This window comes from Streptomyces sp. NPDC058576, from assembly GCF_042718715.1.
In the GTDB taxonomy this organism is placed as follows: Bacteria; Actinomycetota; Actinomycetes; order Streptomycetales; family Streptomycetaceae; genus Streptomyces.
Genome location: NZ_JBHXPF010000055.1, coordinates 32002 through 47958, shown reverse-complemented (window position 1 = coordinate 47958; position 15957 = coordinate 32002). Strand labels below are relative to the sequence as shown.

Sequence of the window (15957 nt, the reverse complement as noted above, 5' to 3'; positions counted from 1 at the left end):
AAGGAAGCTCTCATGACCGACCGCAGGCCGGAAGGCACCGCCTACACCGGGGCGTGCGGGCGCCCCCCCCCCCGCCCCCCCGCCCCTCTTTCGCGTTCCCTGCCGTATTCCGTGCCGGAGGGCGGATCAGTCGAGGGCGAGGCTCCGCATGACCAGGCCCGTGGCCGGCTTCGGGCCGAACGACGTCGACTTGCGGGGCATCGTGACGCCCTGGCGGGCCAGGTCCCGGACGACCTCCTCGCGTACGGGGTGCATCAGGATCGCCGTTCCGTCGAGGCGTTCCGCCTGTTCGACGGCTGCCGCGGTGTCGTGGATGTAGCCGATGTGCTCGGGCGCGTCGGGGATCCGCCACACGTCGTCGAGCAGCGCGGAGTGCAGGACCGTCGCGTCCAGGGTGCGCCAGGCGTCGGGGCGGTCCGCCCGGACGGTGCGGGCCAGCAGTGCCGGGTCGGGACGGTCCACCAGGTGGAAGTCCCCGTCGCCGGCGAGGAGGAACGCGTTGCCGGCGGCCGCCGCCGCGTCCAGCGCGTCGAGGGCCCGGGGCAGCGGCCCTTCGACCCGCTGGACGCGGAAGAGGCCGGTCAGCGCCTCCAGGGCCCGGGAGACCGGCAGGCCGCGCAGGAGTCGGTGGATGGCGCGAACCTGCAGCGGGTGACGGGCCGTGTCCACGAGGAGGACCAGGCCGTAGTCCCACGGTCCCGGCGCGGTCTGTTCCCGCTGGAGCCGGAGGTAGGTGGCCCAGCGGTGGTGGCCGTCCGCGATGAGCGCCTGATGGCGGGCGAGGTCTGTCTCGATCTCGCGCCGGTCCGACGGGTCCGTCACGGCCCAGAGCCGGTGCCGGAAGCCGTCCTCCGTCGTGGTCGCGAGCAGCGGCTCCCGCGGAACCGTGCGCTCGATCACCGCCGCCGCCCCGGCCGGCGCGCCCTCGTCGCCGCGGTAGGTCAGCAGCAGCGGTTCCAGATGGGCCCTCGTCGTACGCATCAGCTCCGCGCGGTCCGCGACGACGTCGTCCATGACGTCCTCGTGGGGCAGCACGATGCCCTCGTCGGCTGGGGAGAGGGCCAGGGCGCCGATCAGGCCCCGCTGGAGGATCTCGTCGTTGCGCTGCTCGTAGACGTACAGCACCGGGTCCGGGTCGGGAGCGATGACCTCCTCGGCCAGCCAGCGGTCCAGCGTGGCCGCCGCCTGCCGGTGCCGGTCCCGGGCGGTGTCGGCCTGGGGGAGGATGAGGCGCACGATGTTGTGCGGATCCGCGGACTCCAGGTGGTGCAGCCCGTCGGGCCGGACGACCACGTCGTACGGGGGCGAGGTCACGGCGGCAAGGCTGCCGACCCGCTCGGGGACGTAACGCAGTCCGCGGAACGGGATCAGCCGCAGCCCCTGGTCGACGGGACCTGAAGTCTTCATCAGGGCATCGTATGTGGGCAGGGGGCATACGCGATGATCGGGGCAGATGCAGAGCAAAGAGGAGCGACTCATATGAGCCACCAGCAGGACAGGATCCGGCCGTCGGGGAGCAGCACGCCGCTGAGCGAGGCGTACGACACGGCTCTCCTCGACCTCGACGGCGTGGTGTACGCGGGCGGGGAGGCCATCGTGCACGCCGTGGACTCGCTGGCCGCCGCGCGGGCCGGGGGCATGCACCTCGCGTACGTCACCAACAACGCCCTGCGGACGCCGGACGCGGTGGCGGAGCACCTGACGGAGCTCGGGGTACCCGCGGAACCGGCCGATGTGATCACCTCCGCCCAGGCTGTCGCCCGGCTCGCGGCGGGGCAACTGCCTCCAGGAGCACGGGTGCTGGCCATCGGCGGCGAAGGGCTGCGGGTCGCGCTGCGCGAGCGCGGTCTTGAGCCGGTGGAGTCGGCGGACGACGACCCGGCGGCGGTGGTCCAGGGGTACGGCGGGCCGGACATGGCGTGGGGGCGGTTCGCCGAGGCGAGTTACGCGATCCGGCGCGGGCTGCCGTGGTTCGCGTCCAACACCGACCTGACCATCCCGAGCGCCCGGGGCATCGCACCCGGCAATGGGGCCGCGGTCGAGGTCGTACGGATCGCCACCGGGGCCGAGCCGCAGGTGGCGGGGAAGCCGCTGCCGCCGATGCACCGCGAGACCGTGCTGCGGACCGGGGCGAAGCGGCCGATCGTCGTCGGGGACCGGCTGGACACGGACATCGAGGGGGCGTTCAACGGGGGTGTGGACTCGCTGCTGGTGCTGACCGGGGTGACCGACGCGGCGCAGCTCCTCACCGCCCCGCCGGAGCACCGGCCGACCTATGTCGACCGGGACCTGCGGGGGCTGCTGACCGGGCAGCCCGAGGTGACGCCGGCCGGTGAGGCGTACCGGTGCGGGGGCTGGACGGCCGCCGTGCGGGCAGACGCGCTGGCCCTGGAGGGGGAGGGCGACGCGCTCGACGGGCTGCGGGCGCTCTGCGCGGCGGCCTGGACCTTCGCCGGTGCCGGTGTGTGCGAGCTGGAGACGGGGAAGGCCCTCGCCGGGCTCCAGCTCTGAACAGGTCCCCGGCGTCGCCCGACGCCCCGTGCCCGCGACGGTGTTGAGGGTGTGGGGCGGCTGCCGGGACCCGTGGCGTGCAGAGGAAGATAGGTTAACCTAACTTGGTGCTGCTCGGTGGTCTGCCCGCGCCCCGCGCCGTACCGCTCCACCTCACCGACTCCGGGAGTACGACCATGCAGCGCCTCACCGCGGAATCGGTGACCCTCGGCTACGACCAGCGGGTCATCACCGAGGACCTCTCGGTGGAGATTCCCGACAACTCCTTCACCGTGATCGTCGGGCCCAACGCCTGCGGCAAGTCGACCCTGCTGCGGGCCCTCGCCCGGATGCTGAAGCCGAGCCGGGGTCAGGTGCTGCTGGACGGCCGGACCATCCACCAGCTGCCCGCCAAGAAGGTCGCCCGGACGCTGGGGCTGCTGCCGCAGTCCTCCATAGCCCCCGACGGGATCACCGTCGCCGACCTCGTCGCCCGCGGCCGGTACCCCCACCAGGGGCTGCTGCGGCAGTGGTCGCCGCAGGACGCGCGGGTGGTCGACGAGTCGATGGAGTCCACCGGTGTCGCCGGGCTGGCCGATCGCTATGTCGACGAACTGTCCGGCGGTCAGCGTCAGCGGGTCTGGATCGCCATGGCGCTGGCCCAGCAGACGCCGCTGCTGCTGCTCGACGAGCCGACGACGTACCTCGACATCCAGCACCAGATCGACGTCCTCGACCTGTGCGCGGAGCTGCACGAGACGCAGGGCCGCACGCTGGTCGCCGTGCTCCACGACCTGAACCACGCGGCGCGGTACGCCACGCATCTCATCGCGATGCGGGACGGGGCGATCGTCGCGGAGGGGGCGCCTTCGGACGTCGTCGACGCGGAGCTGGTGGAGCGGGTGTTCGGGATGCGGTGCCAGGTGATCGACGATCCGGAGACGGGGACGCCGCTGGTCGTGCCGGCGGCCCGCAAGGCGAGGAAGGTCGCCGCCTGAGGCTCCGTGCGTGTGGTGCCCGGGGTGCGTCCCGGTGGGCGCTTTGTCCTTCATCGCCAGACGGGCTTGATTCGGTGCCCGTACGTCCCTGATGTGCGGGTGGACGGGCTTGACGGCGCCGCCGGTACGTCCTCGATGGCACCGCCCGTACGGCCTTGACCGCTACAGCAGGGATCTCAGTTTCAGCAGGTCCCTGAAGCCCGCCTCCAGGCGTACGCGGCCCGAGGCCCACGCCTTCGCGAAGTTCAGGTCGCCGTCCACCAGCGCCACCAGATCGTCGCCCGTCATCGCGAGCCTGATCTCGGCCTTCTCCCGGGGCGGCCCCTCGACCGTGTCCCGCACCTGGATCCGGCCATCGGCCAGCCGGCCGGTGAACGTGACGTCGAGGTCCTTGATGTGACAGCTCAGCGAGCGGTCGAGGGCAGCGGTGCTGCGCACATCGCCCTCGGCGGCTGCGAGGTTGTCGGAAAGTCTTCTCAGTGCGCTGCGGCACTCCGCCATGGTCGCCATCGTGCTCGACGGTACACCGGCCTGTCGATGTAGCGTTTCGGCATGAGCGACTGGACGCCGGAGGCGGGGACACCGCCCGTGAGCACGCCCGATGAGCCGGTGGGCGAGGAGCCGGCCGCCGGGGCGATCTCCTTCGAGCCCGCCGAGCCCGCGCCCCTCGGGGTCGTGCGCACCCCGACCGGTCACGCGGCGGTGGACGCCCGGCTGGAGCGTCTGGCCGACGCGGACCACCTCCCGGCGGACGGGCACATCGAGGTGTACGAGGATGTACACCGTGGGCTGCGGTCCGAGCTGACCTCGCTGGACGCCCGTCCGGCCGCCGCACCCGGTCCCGTACCCACGCCTTCGCACCGCACGCAGGACACGCGTCCCGACACGCGTCACGACAACAGGAGCTGAACCGAACGTGGCAGGAGTGGCACGTCGCCGCCTCGACGCCGAGCTGGTACGCCGCAAGCTCGCCCGCTCGCGCGAGCACGCGAGCCAGCTGATCGCCGCGGGGCGCGTCACCGTCGGCCGCACCACCGCGACCAAACCCGCCACCCAGGTCGAGACGGCCGCCGCGATCGTCGTCACCCAGGACGACGACGACCCGGACTACGTCTCGCGCGGCGGGCACAAGCTGGCCGGGGCGCTCGCCGCCTTCCTGCCGCTCGGTCTTGCCGTCGAGGGGCGGCGGGCGCTGGACGCCGGGGCCTCCACCGGCGGGTTCACCGATGTGCTGCTGCGGGCCGGGGCCCGGCAGGTCGTCGCCGTGGACGTGGGCTACGGGCAGCTGGCCTGGTCGCTGCAGTCCGATGAGCGGGTCGTCGTCAAGGACCGTACCAACGTGCGGGAGTTGACCTTGGAGGACATCGACGGGGAGGCGGTCGGCCTCGTGGTGGGGGATCTGTCCTTCATCCCGCTGGGCCTCGTGCTCCCCGCCCTCGCCCGGTGCGCCGGGCCCGAGGCGGACCTGGTCCTCATGGTCAAGCCGCAGTTCGAGGTGGGCAAGGAGCGGCTCGGCAGCGGTGGAGTGGTCCGGAGCCCGGAGCTGCGCGCCGAAGCGGTACGGGAAGTGGCGCGGCGGGCCTGGGCGCTCGGGCTCGGTGTCCGCGCCGTGACGGCCAGTCCGCTGCCCGGGCCTTCGGGCAATGTCGAGTACTTTCTGTGGCTGCGGGCCGGCGCACCTGAGCTGGATCCCGCGGATGTCGACCGTGCAGTGGCGGAGGGGCCTCGTTGACGACGAATGTGACGACCGATACGGCACGAACAGTCTTCCTGTTGGCGCACACCGGCCGCCCGGCCGCGATCCGCAGCGCCGAACTCGTCGTGCAGGGCCTGCTGCGCAACGGGCTCGGCGTACGGGTCCTGGCGACCGAGGCCGCCGATCTGCCGCTCCCGGACGCCGTGGAGACGGTCACCGACACCTCACCCGCCGCCGTGGACGGCTGCGAACTGCTGATCGTCCTCGGCGGTGACGGCACGCTGCTGCGCGGCGCGGAGTTCTCCCGCGCCTCCGGGGTGCCGATGCTCGGCGTCAACCTCGGACGCGTCGGCTTCCTCGCCGAGGCCGAGCGCGACGACCTCGACAAGGTGGTCTCCCGGGTCGTCACCCGCGACTACGAGGTCGAGGAGCGCATGACGATCGACGTCCTCGTGCACAGCAACGGCGACGTCGTGCACACCGACTGGGCGCTCAACGAGGCGGCCGTGCAGAAGGTGTCGCCCGAGCGGATGCTCGAAGTCGTCCTGGAGATCGACGGGCGTCCGGTCACCGGGTTCGGCTGCGACGGGATCGTCTGCGCGACCCCGACCGGTTCGACCGCGTACGCCTTCTCGGCGGGCGGGCCCGTCGTCTGGCCCGAGGTCGAGGCGCTGCTGATGGTCCCGATCAGCGCCCATGCCCTGTTCGCCAAGCCGCTGGTGACCTCGCCCACGTCCGTGCTCGCCGTCGAGGTCCAGCCGCACACCCCGCACGGGGTGCTGTGGTGCGACGGCCGGCGGACCGTGGAGCTGCCCTCCGGCGCCCGGGTCGAGGTGCGGCGCGGTGCGGTGCCCGTACGGCTGGCGCGGCTGCACCAGGCCTCGTTCACCGACCGGCTGGTGGCGAAGTTCGCGCTGCCCGTGTCGGGATGGCGGGGCCTGCCGCACTGACGTTCACCGAGGCCGCCCGACGGCCCCCGTAACCCTCAGGAATCCTCGGGAGAGTGAATCCGGGAGCGGGGGCCGTCGCGCGTCCGGCCCGGGACCTCGTAAGGTCATGTCCGTGTTGGAGGAGATGCGGATACGGTCGCTCGGAGTCATCGACGACGCGGTGGTGGAGCTGTCACCCGGTTTCACCGCGGTGACGGGTGAGACCGGCGCGGGCAAGACCATGGTCGTCACGAGCCTCGGGCTGCTGCTCGGCGGACGCGCGGACCCCGCTCTCGTACGGGTCGGGGCCAAGGCCGCGGTCGTCGAGGGCCGGATCACGGTGTCCGACGGCGACGCGGCGGCGCTGCGGGCCGAGGAGGCCGGTGCGGAGCTCGACGACGGTGCGCTGCTCATCAGCCGTACCGTTTCGGCCGAAGGACGCTCACGGGCCCACCTCGGCGGCAGATCCGTGCCGGTGGGCGTCCTCACCGAGCTGGCGGACGAGCTCGTCGCCGTGCACGGCCAGACCGACCAGCAGGGACTGCTCAAGCCCGCGCGGCAGCGGGGGGCCCTGGACCGGTACGCCGGGGACGGCGTGGAGGTCCCGCATGCCAAGTACGCGGCGGCCTACCGGCGGCTGCGGGCCGTCGCCGCCGAGCTGGAGGAGCTGGTCACCCGGGCCCGGGAGCGGGCCCAGGAGGCGGATCTGCTGCGCTTCGGGCTGAACGAGGTCGCCGCCGTCGAGCCGTTGCCGGGGGAGGACGTCGAGCTGGCCGCCGAGGCGGAGCGGCTCGGGCACGCCGAGGCCCTCGCCTCCGCCGCCTCCCTCGCGCACACCGCGCTGGCGGGGAACCCCGAGGACCCGGAGAGCGTCGACGCCACCACCGTGGTCGCCGCCGCCGGCCAGGCCCTGGACGGGGTCCGGGCCCATGACCCGGCGCTGGCCGCGCTGGCGGACCGGATCGGGGAGATCTCCATCCTGATCGCCGACGTCTCCGGCGAGCTGGCCGGGTACGCCGACCAGCTGGAGGCCGACCCGCTGCGGCTGGCCGCCGTGGAGGAGCGCCGGGCCGCGCTGACCACCCTCACCCGCAAGTACGGGGAGGACATCACGGCCGTGCTGGCCTGGGCCCAGGAGGGCGCGGGCCGGCTCACCGAGCTGGAGGGCGACGACGAGCGGATCGGCGAACTGACCGCCGAGCGCGACGGTCTGCGGGCCGAACTCTCCGTTCTCGGACAGGCGTTGAGCGACGCCCGTACGGAGGCCGCGGCCCGGTTCGCCGATGCGGTGACCGAGGAGCTGGCCTCGCTCGCCATGCCGCACGCCCGGGTCTCCTTCGCCATCCGGCAGACCGAGGCGGCGGACGAGGCGTCCGGAATCGACATCGGCGGGCGCAGCGTCGTCTACGGCCCGTCCGGCGCGGACGAGGTCGAGCTGCTGCTCGCCCCGCACCCGGGCGCCCAGCCCCGGCCGATCGCCAAGGGCGCGTCGGGCGGTGAGCTGTCCCGGGTGATGCTCGCGGTCGAGGTCGTCTTCGCGGGCTCCGACCCCGTACCGACCTATCTCTTCGACGAGGTCGACGCGGGCGTCGGCGGCAAGGCGGCGGTCGAGGTCGGCCGACGCCTCGCCAAGCTCGCCAAGTCCGCCCAGGTCGTCGTCGTGACCCACCTGCCGCAGGTGGCGGCCTTCGCCGACCGGCAGCTGCTGGTCGAGAAGACCGTGGACGGCTCGGTGACCCGGAGCGGGGTCACCGTCCTGGAGGGCGAGGACCGGGTCCGGGAGCTGTCCCGGATGCTGGCGGGCCAGGAGGACTCCGAGACGGCCCGCGCCCACGCCGAGGAGCTGCTGGCCACGGCGCGCGCCGACGGGTGAGCGCCGGCGGCGGCCGAACGTGCCGGGTGGTGTGGTACGGGCGGGGAATCCCCCGCCCGTACGCGCTCCCGGCGGGTGCTTCCACCAAGCGCTTCCGCCGGGCGGATGGCGGGCGGATGGCGGCAACCCTGTGCATCGATATTCACCCTTGAGAGTGGCGCGACGTGGTCGGTTGTCGCCGTGCGGGCGGCAGCAACGTTACGGCGGTGCCGGAACGTGCGTACGGACTGGCATCCTTGGCGCTGTCCTTACCGCCGACTCCGGAGCCCCGGGGAGCCAATCAACGTGTCACAACTGCGTACGGTCCAAGTCCTGGGCGGCGGCTGTGCGGGCAGCAGCGCGCACGTCGGTTCGCTGGCCGCCGGGCTGGTGGCGCGCGGGGTGCGGGTGACCGTCTGCGCCCCGTCCGCGGTGGATCGCGCCCACGACTTCACGGCGACCGGAGCCCGTTTCCTGCCGGTGCCCCGGCGCAGCGACCCGGCCGCCGTCGCCGCGCTGCGGGCCGCCTGCGCGGGTGCGGACGTCGTGCACGCCCACGGGCTCCACGCGGCCGCCCGCACCGCCCTCGCGCTGAGCGGCCGCACCGTGCCCCTGGTGATGACCTGGCACACCCGGCGGTACGCCGAGGGCGCCCGCCGCCAGATCCTGCACCTGCTGGAGAGGCGTGCCGCACGGGCGGCGGCCGTGGTCCTCGCCCCCTCCTTCGACCTGGTGGACCGGGCCCGCGAGCGCGGTGCCCGCGACGCCCGGCTCGCTCCCGTCGCCGCCCCGCCCGCGCGCCCGCCCGGCGCCGCCGACAAGGGCAAGGTGCGGGCCGAACTGGGTGCGGTGGAGCGGCCGTTGCTGATGGCCGTCGGCAGTCTCGGGCCGCAGCACGGCTTCGACACCCTGCTGGACGCGGCCCGCGCCTGGCGTCGGCTGGACCCCGTGCCGCTGCTCGTCATCGCGGGGGAGGGACGCGACCGGGACGCCCTGCGACGACGGATCAGGGACGAGGAGTTGCCCGTCGTCCTCATCGGACCCCGGGAGAGTACGGGGGAGTTGGTCGCCGCCGCCGATCTGGTCCTGCTGCCGAGCCGGTGGGAGGGTCGCACCCGGCCGGCGCAGGAGGCGCTGCGGGCCGGGGTGCCGCTCGTCGCCACCGCGGTCGGCGGTGTGCCCGAACTGGTCGGCGGGGCCGCCGAGCTGGTGCCGTACGGCGACGCCGAAGCCCTCGCCCGTACGGTCATGGGGCTGCTGGGGGACCCGGCGGCGCGGGCCCGGCTCGCGGAGGCCGGGCGGGTGCAGGCGGCGGGGTGGCCGACCGAGGACGACACCATCGCCCATGTGCTCAGCGTCTACGACGAGTTGACGCAGCCGCTGGCCGTGGGGCGCGGTCGCTGAGCGGACCGGGAAGCCGGGGCAGGGCGGGGCGGGTACCGGCCGCTGAGTCCCGCCCGCCCGCCGGTCAGGGCGCGTGGCGGCGGGCCCGCAGCGCCAGGCTCAGTGCCAGCACCGTCTGCGGGTCGTCCAGGTCCGTGCCCAGCAGCTCGCCGATCCGGGCCAGCCGGTTGTAGAGCGTCTGGCGGTTGAGGTGCAGCTCGCGGGCGGTCTCCGCCTTGCGGCCCGCGTGCTCCAGATACGCCTGGAGCGTCGGCAGCAACGGCGGGCGCGAGGTGCGGTCGTGCTCGCGCAGCGGACCGATCGCCCGGTTCACGAACGCCGCCAGATCCGGATGGTCCCGCAGCCGCCACAGCAGCAGGTCGATGTCGAGTCGCCGGGCGTCGTACCAGGGCCGGTCGTCCAGGCCCTGGGCGGCCGTCGCCGTCTCCGACGCGTGCCGCAGCCCCCCGCCCGCCGCCGCCCAGCCGCCCGCGACGCCGACCACGACCACCGGCGGCTGTGATCCGGCCCGGTCGAGACCGGCCCGCTCCACCCCCGCCCGCAGCGCCGCCGCCACCCGGTCCGCGACCGCCGTGCGCTCACCCTCCGAACGCAGCCCCAGCAGCAGCGGAACCCGCCCCTCCACCGGCCGTACGCCGAGCAGCACCGGCACGCCGACCGAGGCCAGCTCCTCCAGCACCGCACGGGCCAGCAACGCCCAGTTGCCCGACGGGGACAGCTCGGGGGCCAGCCGCATGACGACCGGGAGCAGCGGCGTCTCGCCGGGGCGGAAGCCGAGCACCCGGGCCTGGGCGGGGGCGTCCTCCGGGGTGATCCGGCCCTCCGCCAGGTCGGTCAGGAAGTCCCCCCGGCCCCGGGCGGCCAGCTCCTCCTCCTGCCGGGCCTGCATCAGCACCACCGCGAGGAGTCCCGCCGCCCGCTCCGCCGCCATCCGGTGCACGGTCGCCAGCGGCCCGGACACCGCCAGCAGCACCAGCCTCGCCCGTACCGAACCGGTCTCGGGCCCGCCGCCGGGCACGTCCACCAGCAGCGCACCGGTCGGCGGGCTCTCCCGGGCCGCCCGGTCGCCGCGCATGCCCTCCCAGACCTGGAGCGGGTCCGCGCCCACCGGGCCCGTGCCGGTGGACGCCGCGTACAGCAGCTGCCCGTCGGGCGTCTCCAGGAAGACCGGGTTGGCGGTGAAGTCGGCGAGGATTCCGAGGACCTGCGGCACCCCGCCCCCGTCGAGCAGCGCCCGGGTGGCACGCCGGTGCACCTCCTCCGCCTGCTGGAGCAGCGCGTAGTGCCCGTTGACGATCTCGGTGTGCACCTCCTCGGTCACCGCGACGAACGGCACCTCGCGGTGCAGCTGGACCAGGGGGAGCCCGGCCGCGCGGGCGGCGTCCACGATGGAGGCGGGCAACCGGCCGAAGCGCGGGCCCAGCTCCACCACCAGGGCCGCGATGCCCCGGTCGGCGAGGCGGCGGACGAAGGCGCGCTGTTCCGCGGGGCGGGCGCCGAGGCCCAGGCCCGTGGTCAGGAGCAGCTCGCCGCCCTTGAGCAGGGATGCGATGTTCGGGACCTCGCCCGCGTGCACCCAGCGCACCGTGCGGTTCAGCCGGTCGGCGCCGGCCACCACCTCCGGGAGCCCGGCGCGCAGCCCCGGCAGTTCCAGCGCCCGCTGCACGGTGATTCCGCTGTGGCTCTCCACGTACCCGGCCCGCTTTCCCCTTGTTCCACGCCCGTACCCCGGGCGGTCGTCCTGTTCAGGACGCTACCGCCCGGGGCCCGGGGTGCGCATGGCAGGGGAGGCGCGAAGACCGTGCTCAGCGAGCCGGAGGCCGTGCTCAGCCGGCTGTGGAGGCTCCGGACGCGATGCCGAAGGACGGGTCGGGGACCTCCTCGGGGGAGATCAGCGTGGAGGAGCGGCCGTCGACGCCCACCGGCACGTCTCCGTCGACCGTGACGCGGCGCAGCTTGCGCTCGTGGGCGTCGGAGTCGTCGACACCGTAGTGCTGGGTGGCGCGGTTGTCCCAGATCGCGACGTCGCCGACCTGCCACTGCCAGCGCACGGTGTTCTCCGGGCGCTCGATGTGCGACTGGAACAGATCCAGCAACGTGCGGGAGTCCTTGCCGGTCAGCCCGGCGATCCGCTGCACGAAGTTGCCCAGCAGCAGGACCCGCTCGCCGGTCTCCGGGTGGACCCGCACCACCGGGTGCTCGGTGAGGAACTTCGTCGAGGTGAACACCTCCTTGTACTGCTTCAGCGCCTCCGGCAGGGCCTGCGGACGCAGCGCCGCGTAGTCGTAGTCGTTGGAGTGGACCGCGCGCAGGGAGTCGGCGAGGGCGCGCAGCGGCTCGGGGAGACCTTCGTACGCGGTGGCGGTGTTGGCCCACAGGGTGTTGCCGCCGTAGGGCGGGACGATCACGGCCCGCAGGATGGAGAACGCCGGGTAGGCGGGTACGAAGGTGACGTCGGTGTGCCACTGGTTGGCCCGGCCGCCGTGGTCGGAGTCGATGCCGAGGGAGTAACGGCCGTCGGCGGACGGGACGGTGGGGTGCGCGACCGGAGCGCCGAGCAGCCGGCCGAACGCTTCGTGGCTCTCCTCGTCCAGGTGGTCCTGGCCACGGAAGAAGACGACCTTGTTGGCCAGCAGGGCGGACCGGATCTCCGCGACGGTCGCGGCGTCGAGGTCGCCGCCGAGCCGCACTCCGGAGATGACGGCGCCGAGGCGGCCGCCGACTTTCCGGACGGTGACGGTGGAGGCGGCGGGGGAGGTGGTTGCCGAGGACATGGCGGATTCCTTTCGGGAGCCAAGACCATCCATGGATTAGTCTTGGAGCGGAATTAATTCGGTCGTGAAGGGGTACGGCGGGCTGTGCCGGGGCGGCAGGGGCGGCCGGAGGCCGTGGACGGCAGAAGGCGGGGGAGGGGAGAGGCGCGTGGTGCTGTGCGGCAGGTCAGCCGGCGGTACAGCGGCGCGGACACGCCACCGCTGCTGCGGTGCGGCCGGTGTGGGCGGGCCGCGCTTCGGGAACGGCCGTCGCCAACATGCCCCGGAGAATTCCAGCGCCCCACGGCGGGCGTCAAGCACCCGCCCGGGTCCCGGACCGGCATCGGCGGTGGTTGAATCGGCGCTTGCGCGGGGGCGGGGACCCGTCCGATCCCACACCGCGGGAACACCTCTGACCAGCAGTTATCTCCACGGTTTCGGACGGGTTCGCCGATCCGCCCGGTCACCGGGCGCGGGTCCCGCGCGATTTCACGCCGCCGTAACGTATGCGAGCGTCCCCGTGGCGCAGGACCGAAGGAAGGCCCCCATGACCGCCGCTCCCCAGCTCCTCCGGACCGCCGGCGACGGCCGCCGCGAGGCCAACGCCGCGACCGTCCTGCGTACGGTGCTCGACCGGGGACCCGTCGCCCGCCGGTCGATCGCCGCCCTCTCCGGGCTCAGCCCGGCCGCCGTGTCGCGTCAGTGCACCGACCTGGTCCGCCTCGGCCTGGTACGGGAGTTGCCCGAGCTGGTGGAGAGCAGCGGCGTCGGCAGACCCCAGATCCCGGTCGACCTGAACACCGGGGAGGGCGGAGGGCCGGTGGCGGGCGGAGTCCACATCGGGGTGCCCGGATCGACGTTCGGCCTGCTGGACCTGCGCGGACGGCTGCTGGCCCGCCGCACCTTCCCGCACGACGGGATCGCTCCCGGTGATCTGTCGGGCCGAGTCGTCGGCGGACTGCGGGAGTTCCTCGCCGACTCCGTCCGGGGCCGCCGGCTGCTGGGGGTCGGCGCGGCGCTCGGCGGCTGGGTCGATCCGGCGCTCGGCACGGCGGTACGGCACGACGCGCTGGGCTGGCACCAACGGCCGCTCGCCGCCGAACTCTCCCGCGGCCTGGGCGGAATCGACGTCCGCATCGACAACCACGCCCGCGCCATCGCCCAGTCCGAGATCCTCTTCGGGCACTCGGCGGCGCGCCGCAGCCTGGTCCACCTCTTCATCGGCAACGTCGTCGACGCGGCCCTGGGCATCGCCGGGGTGGTTCACCAGGGCCCGGGTTCCGGAGCCGGGGACGTCGCCCATCTGCCCGTGCCCGACTCGACGGTCGCCTGCCCCTGCGGGCGCACCGGCTGCCTGGAGGCGACGGCCTCCAACGTGGCCGTCGGCCGGACCGCCGTGCGGCGCGGGATCGTGCCGGAGCCCGATGTGTTCCTGCTGGTGGACGCGGCGGCGGCCGGTGACCGGCGGGCGGACCGGCTGCTGCGCGAGCGGGCCCGCGCGGTGGGCCGGGCCACCGCTCTGCTGCTCGACGTCCTCAACCCCGACCTGGTCGTGGTCACCGAGCACTCCAGCCTGCTCAACCCCGAGTACCTGGAGGAGATCCGGGGCGCCGCGGTCGATCTGTCCCATGTCTGCGGGGACCCCGAGCGGATCGTGAGTCCGCATGCCGGGATGACCGTCCTGCCCGTCGCCGGAGGCACGATTCTGCTGAATCCGCTGTTCAGGAGCCCTTTGACCGCGTTCGAACGGTAGGCGTGCGTAACGGATCAGGACGGGATTTCGTACCAGGATCCGGACAGACCGGGTTGACCTCTCGCCGAAGCCACTGTCATATTGCTCCCGTGAACCCGGACATGCGCCTCATCTCCCGCAGGCACGTCGACCTCTGTCGACAGGCCAGCGCGGTCTGTGCCGTCCGCATCTGACACCGGATCCCCGCGCCCTCCGCGCCTCCGGGTCCCCGCGCACGTGTGACCTCGCGCTCGCGTCCTGACGTTCGCTGAGATCCGAGAGCTTCCCGTACGTCCGTCGGCGGTCCGACCTCCGTGCCGCTCCGCGTCACCCCCGTACGCCCTGGGCCTTCGTCCTCGTCCTCACCCTCGCTCCGACCGCCGGCGCTGCCGGCGCTCGACACCGTCGCTGTCGCCGTACCCCCGCGCCCCGCCGTCACTCAATTGCTCCCGCAGCGGAATTAATTACTCACAGGCAGGCTTCCGATGACCGAGCTGTACCCCACCTCGCCCCCGTCCCCGCTTCCGCCCCCGCCCGCCGGGCCCTCCCGGCGCACCGCCCTGCGCGCCGCGGGCGGCGGCTCCCTGCTGCTCGGACTGGGTCTGGCGGGCTGCCGCTCGGCGGTCTCCGAGGCCTCGTCCGACCCGAAGGAGTCCGGCGGCGCACCCCGGCGCGGCGGCATCCTCAGCGTCGCCGTCAACGCCGACTTCACCCCCGCCCTGCTCTTCGCCCAGAGCGGCCAGTCCCTCCAGCAGCGGCTGATCTACAACACCCTGACCCGCTACGACGACGACCTCACCCCCCGGCCGGAGCTCGCCACCTCCTGGACGTACGCGAAGGACGGGCGCGGCATCACGCTGCGACTCCGCGACGACGTGACCTTCCACGACGGCCGGGCCTTCACCGCCGACGACGTGATCTTCGCCGTGAAGAACCTCCAGAACCCGGTCCGGGCGGCCCAGTTGCGCAGCACGGCCGCCGCGATCACCGGTTTCGAGAAGCGCGGTGACCACGAGCTGGTCCTGAAGCTCGCCCACCCGGTGAACAACCTCTTCGACCTCTTCGAATTCATGATCATCACGGATGAGAAGACCGTCGAGGACGCCGTCAGCGGAAAGAAGCTCATCGGAACCGGGCCGTTCCGGCTGAAGAAGTGGAGCCCCGGCTCCGGCCTGACCCTGACCCGCAACGACCGGTACTGGCAGCCGGACCGTCCCTACCTCGACGGTGTCGAACTGCGCGTCATACCCCAGGCCGACGCGCTGATCTCGTCCCTGCGCTCCGGCCAGTCCCAGCTCTCCTTCCACGTGCCCGGCAAGAGCCTGGGCGTCGTCAAGAGCGACCCCCGGCTGAAGATCGTCGACTACGACACCGGAGCGGGCGCGGTCTACCTCGGCGTCAACACCACCGTCGCCCCGCTGAACGACCGGACGGTCCGCCAGGCCCTCGCCTGGGCCGTCGACCGCGAGCGGCTCCTCGCCCAGACGCTCGGCGGCTACGGAATCGCCTCGGCCGCCCCGTGGCCCAAGTCCTCGCCCGCCTTCGGTGAGTCCCACCGCACCCACTACACCCACAGCCCCGGCAAGGCGCGCGAGCTGCTGCGGTCCGCCGGTCACCGCAGGCTCGAACTCCCGCTGCTGCACATCGCGTTGCCCGGCGAGACGGCCATCGCCGAGTCCATCCAGTACGACCTCGAGCAGATCGGCGTGCACGTCACGCTGGAGCCGACCGACGGGGCCAACGCGCAGAAGAAGCTGATCTCGCAGCAGATGCCCGCGCTGTGGTCCATGGGCCACGGGTTCGCCCAGGTCCAGCCGTCCACGCTCGCGGTGAGCGCGTATCCGTTCAACGAGGCCAAGAACACCTCCAAGTACCGCTCGGCGGCGTACACGAAGGTCGTCCGGGAGGCCTGGACGAAGCCGGAGCCGAGCGCGGCGGCGGCCAACGCCCTGCACGAGAAGATCTCCGGCATCCTGCTGGAGGAGGCGTTCATCATCGACCTCGTCGTACGCGGCCAGGTCGAGGTCAGCGCCGACCGGCTGCGCGGCGTCACCCAGAACAAGTTCTCCTATCTCAACCTCGACGACGCCTACCTGGTGTGAC

Annotated in this window: 14 protein-coding genes; 10 read left to right on the top strand and 4 right to left on the bottom strand. The window is 73.4% G+C overall.

Annotation, left to right across the window (positions count from 1 at the left end):
• Positions 1 to 126: 126 nt before the first annotated feature.
• Positions 127 to 1407, bottom strand: a complete 1281-nt coding sequence (locus tag ACFWRV_RS29200) for a DUF1015 family protein (protein ID WP_384338728.1) — start codon at positions 1405 to 1407, stop codon at positions 127 to 129.
• A 72-nt stretch (positions 1408 to 1479) separates the two neighbouring features.
• On the opposite strand from ACFWRV_RS29200, the gene ACFWRV_RS29195 reads away from it, so the two are divergent.
• The gene (locus ACFWRV_RS29195) at positions 1480 to 2511 is read left to right on the top strand and encodes an HAD-IIA family hydrolase (RefSeq protein WP_384338727.1); all 1032 of its coding nucleotides are present in this window, start codon (positions 1480 to 1482) and stop codon (positions 2509 to 2511) included.
• Between the two features lie 176 nt (positions 2512 to 2687).
• Positions 2688 to 3488: an ABC transporter ATP-binding protein gene (locus ACFWRV_RS29190; RefSeq protein ID WP_384338741.1), complete on the top strand. Its 801-nt coding sequence runs from the start codon at positions 2688 to 2690 to the stop codon at positions 3486 to 3488.
• A gap of 162 nt (positions 3489 to 3650) precedes the next feature.
• Here ACFWRV_RS29190 and ACFWRV_RS29185 read toward each other — a convergent pair whose 3' ends face one another.
• Positions 3651 to 3998, bottom strand: a complete 348-nt coding sequence (locus tag ACFWRV_RS29185) for an SCP2 sterol-binding domain-containing protein (protein WP_384338725.1) — start codon at positions 3996 to 3998, stop codon at positions 3651 to 3653.
• Positions 3999 to 4040: 42 nt separating this feature from the next.
• On the opposite strand from ACFWRV_RS29185, the gene ACFWRV_RS29180 reads away from it, so the two are divergent.
• From ACFWRV_RS29180 to ACFWRV_RS29160, 5 genes are all read left to right on the top strand, one after another.
• Positions 4041 to 4397 (top strand): hypothetical protein, encoded by a 357-nt coding sequence (locus tag ACFWRV_RS29180; RefSeq protein ID WP_384338724.1) that lies wholly within the window; start codon positions 4041 to 4043, stop codon positions 4395 to 4397.
• A 7-nt stretch (positions 4398 to 4404) separates the two neighbouring features.
• Positions 4405 to 5220 carry a TlyA family RNA methyltransferase gene (locus ACFWRV_RS29175; protein ID WP_384338722.1) on the top strand — a complete coding sequence of 272 codons (816 nt, stop codon included), beginning with the start codon at positions 4405 to 4407 and terminating at the stop codon, positions 5218 to 5220.
• A gap of 8 nt (positions 5221 to 5228) precedes the next feature.
• Complete coding sequence (locus tag ACFWRV_RS29170) at positions 5229 to 6134, top strand: NAD kinase (protein ID WP_384338739.1); 906 nt, start codon at positions 5229 to 5231, stop codon at positions 6132 to 6134.
• 106 nt (positions 6135 to 6240) lie between these two features.
• A complete protein-coding gene (gene recN / locus ACFWRV_RS29165; protein WP_384338721.1) occupies positions 6241 to 7986 on the top strand; it encodes a DNA repair protein RecN in 1746 nt (581 codons plus the stop codon).
• 285 nt (positions 7987 to 8271) lie between these two features.
• The gene (locus ACFWRV_RS29160) at positions 8272 to 9369 is read left to right on the top strand and encodes a glycosyltransferase family 4 protein (protein WP_384338719.1); all 1098 of its coding nucleotides are present in this window, start codon (positions 8272 to 8274) and stop codon (positions 9367 to 9369) included.
• A 64-nt stretch (positions 9370 to 9433) separates the two neighbouring features.
• On the opposite strand, the gene ACFWRV_RS29155 is transcribed toward ACFWRV_RS29160, so the two are convergent.
• Both ACFWRV_RS29155 and ACFWRV_RS29150 read right to left on the bottom strand, forming a co-directional pair.
• Complete coding sequence (locus ACFWRV_RS29155) at positions 9434 to 11059, bottom strand: PucR family transcriptional regulator (protein ID WP_384338717.1); 1626 nt, start codon at positions 11057 to 11059, stop codon at positions 9434 to 9436.
• A gap of 136 nt (positions 11060 to 11195) precedes the next feature.
• Complete coding sequence (locus ACFWRV_RS29150; RefSeq protein ID WP_384338715.1) at positions 11196 to 12143, bottom strand: TauD/TfdA dioxygenase family protein; 948 nt, start codon at positions 12141 to 12143, stop codon at positions 11196 to 11198.
• 526 nt (positions 12144 to 12669) lie between these two features.
• On the opposite strand from ACFWRV_RS29150, the gene ACFWRV_RS29145 reads away from it, so the two are divergent.
• From ACFWRV_RS29145 to ACFWRV_RS29135, 3 genes are all read left to right on the top strand, one after another.
• Complete coding sequence (locus tag ACFWRV_RS29145; RefSeq protein WP_384338714.1) at positions 12670 to 13875, top strand: ROK family protein; 1206 nt, start codon at positions 12670 to 12672, stop codon at positions 13873 to 13875.
• 101 nt (positions 13876 to 13976) lie between these two features.
• Complete coding sequence (locus tag ACFWRV_RS29140; protein ID WP_351768172.1) at positions 13977 to 14048, top strand: putative leader peptide; 72 nt, start codon at positions 13977 to 13979, stop codon at positions 14046 to 14048.
• Positions 14049 to 14339: 291 nt separating this feature from the next.
• On the top strand, positions 14340 to 15956 hold the full coding sequence (locus tag ACFWRV_RS29135) for an ABC transporter substrate-binding protein (protein ID WP_384338712.1): 1617 nt from the start codon (positions 14340 to 14342) through the stop codon (positions 15954 to 15956).
• Position 15957 lies beyond the last annotated feature (1 nt).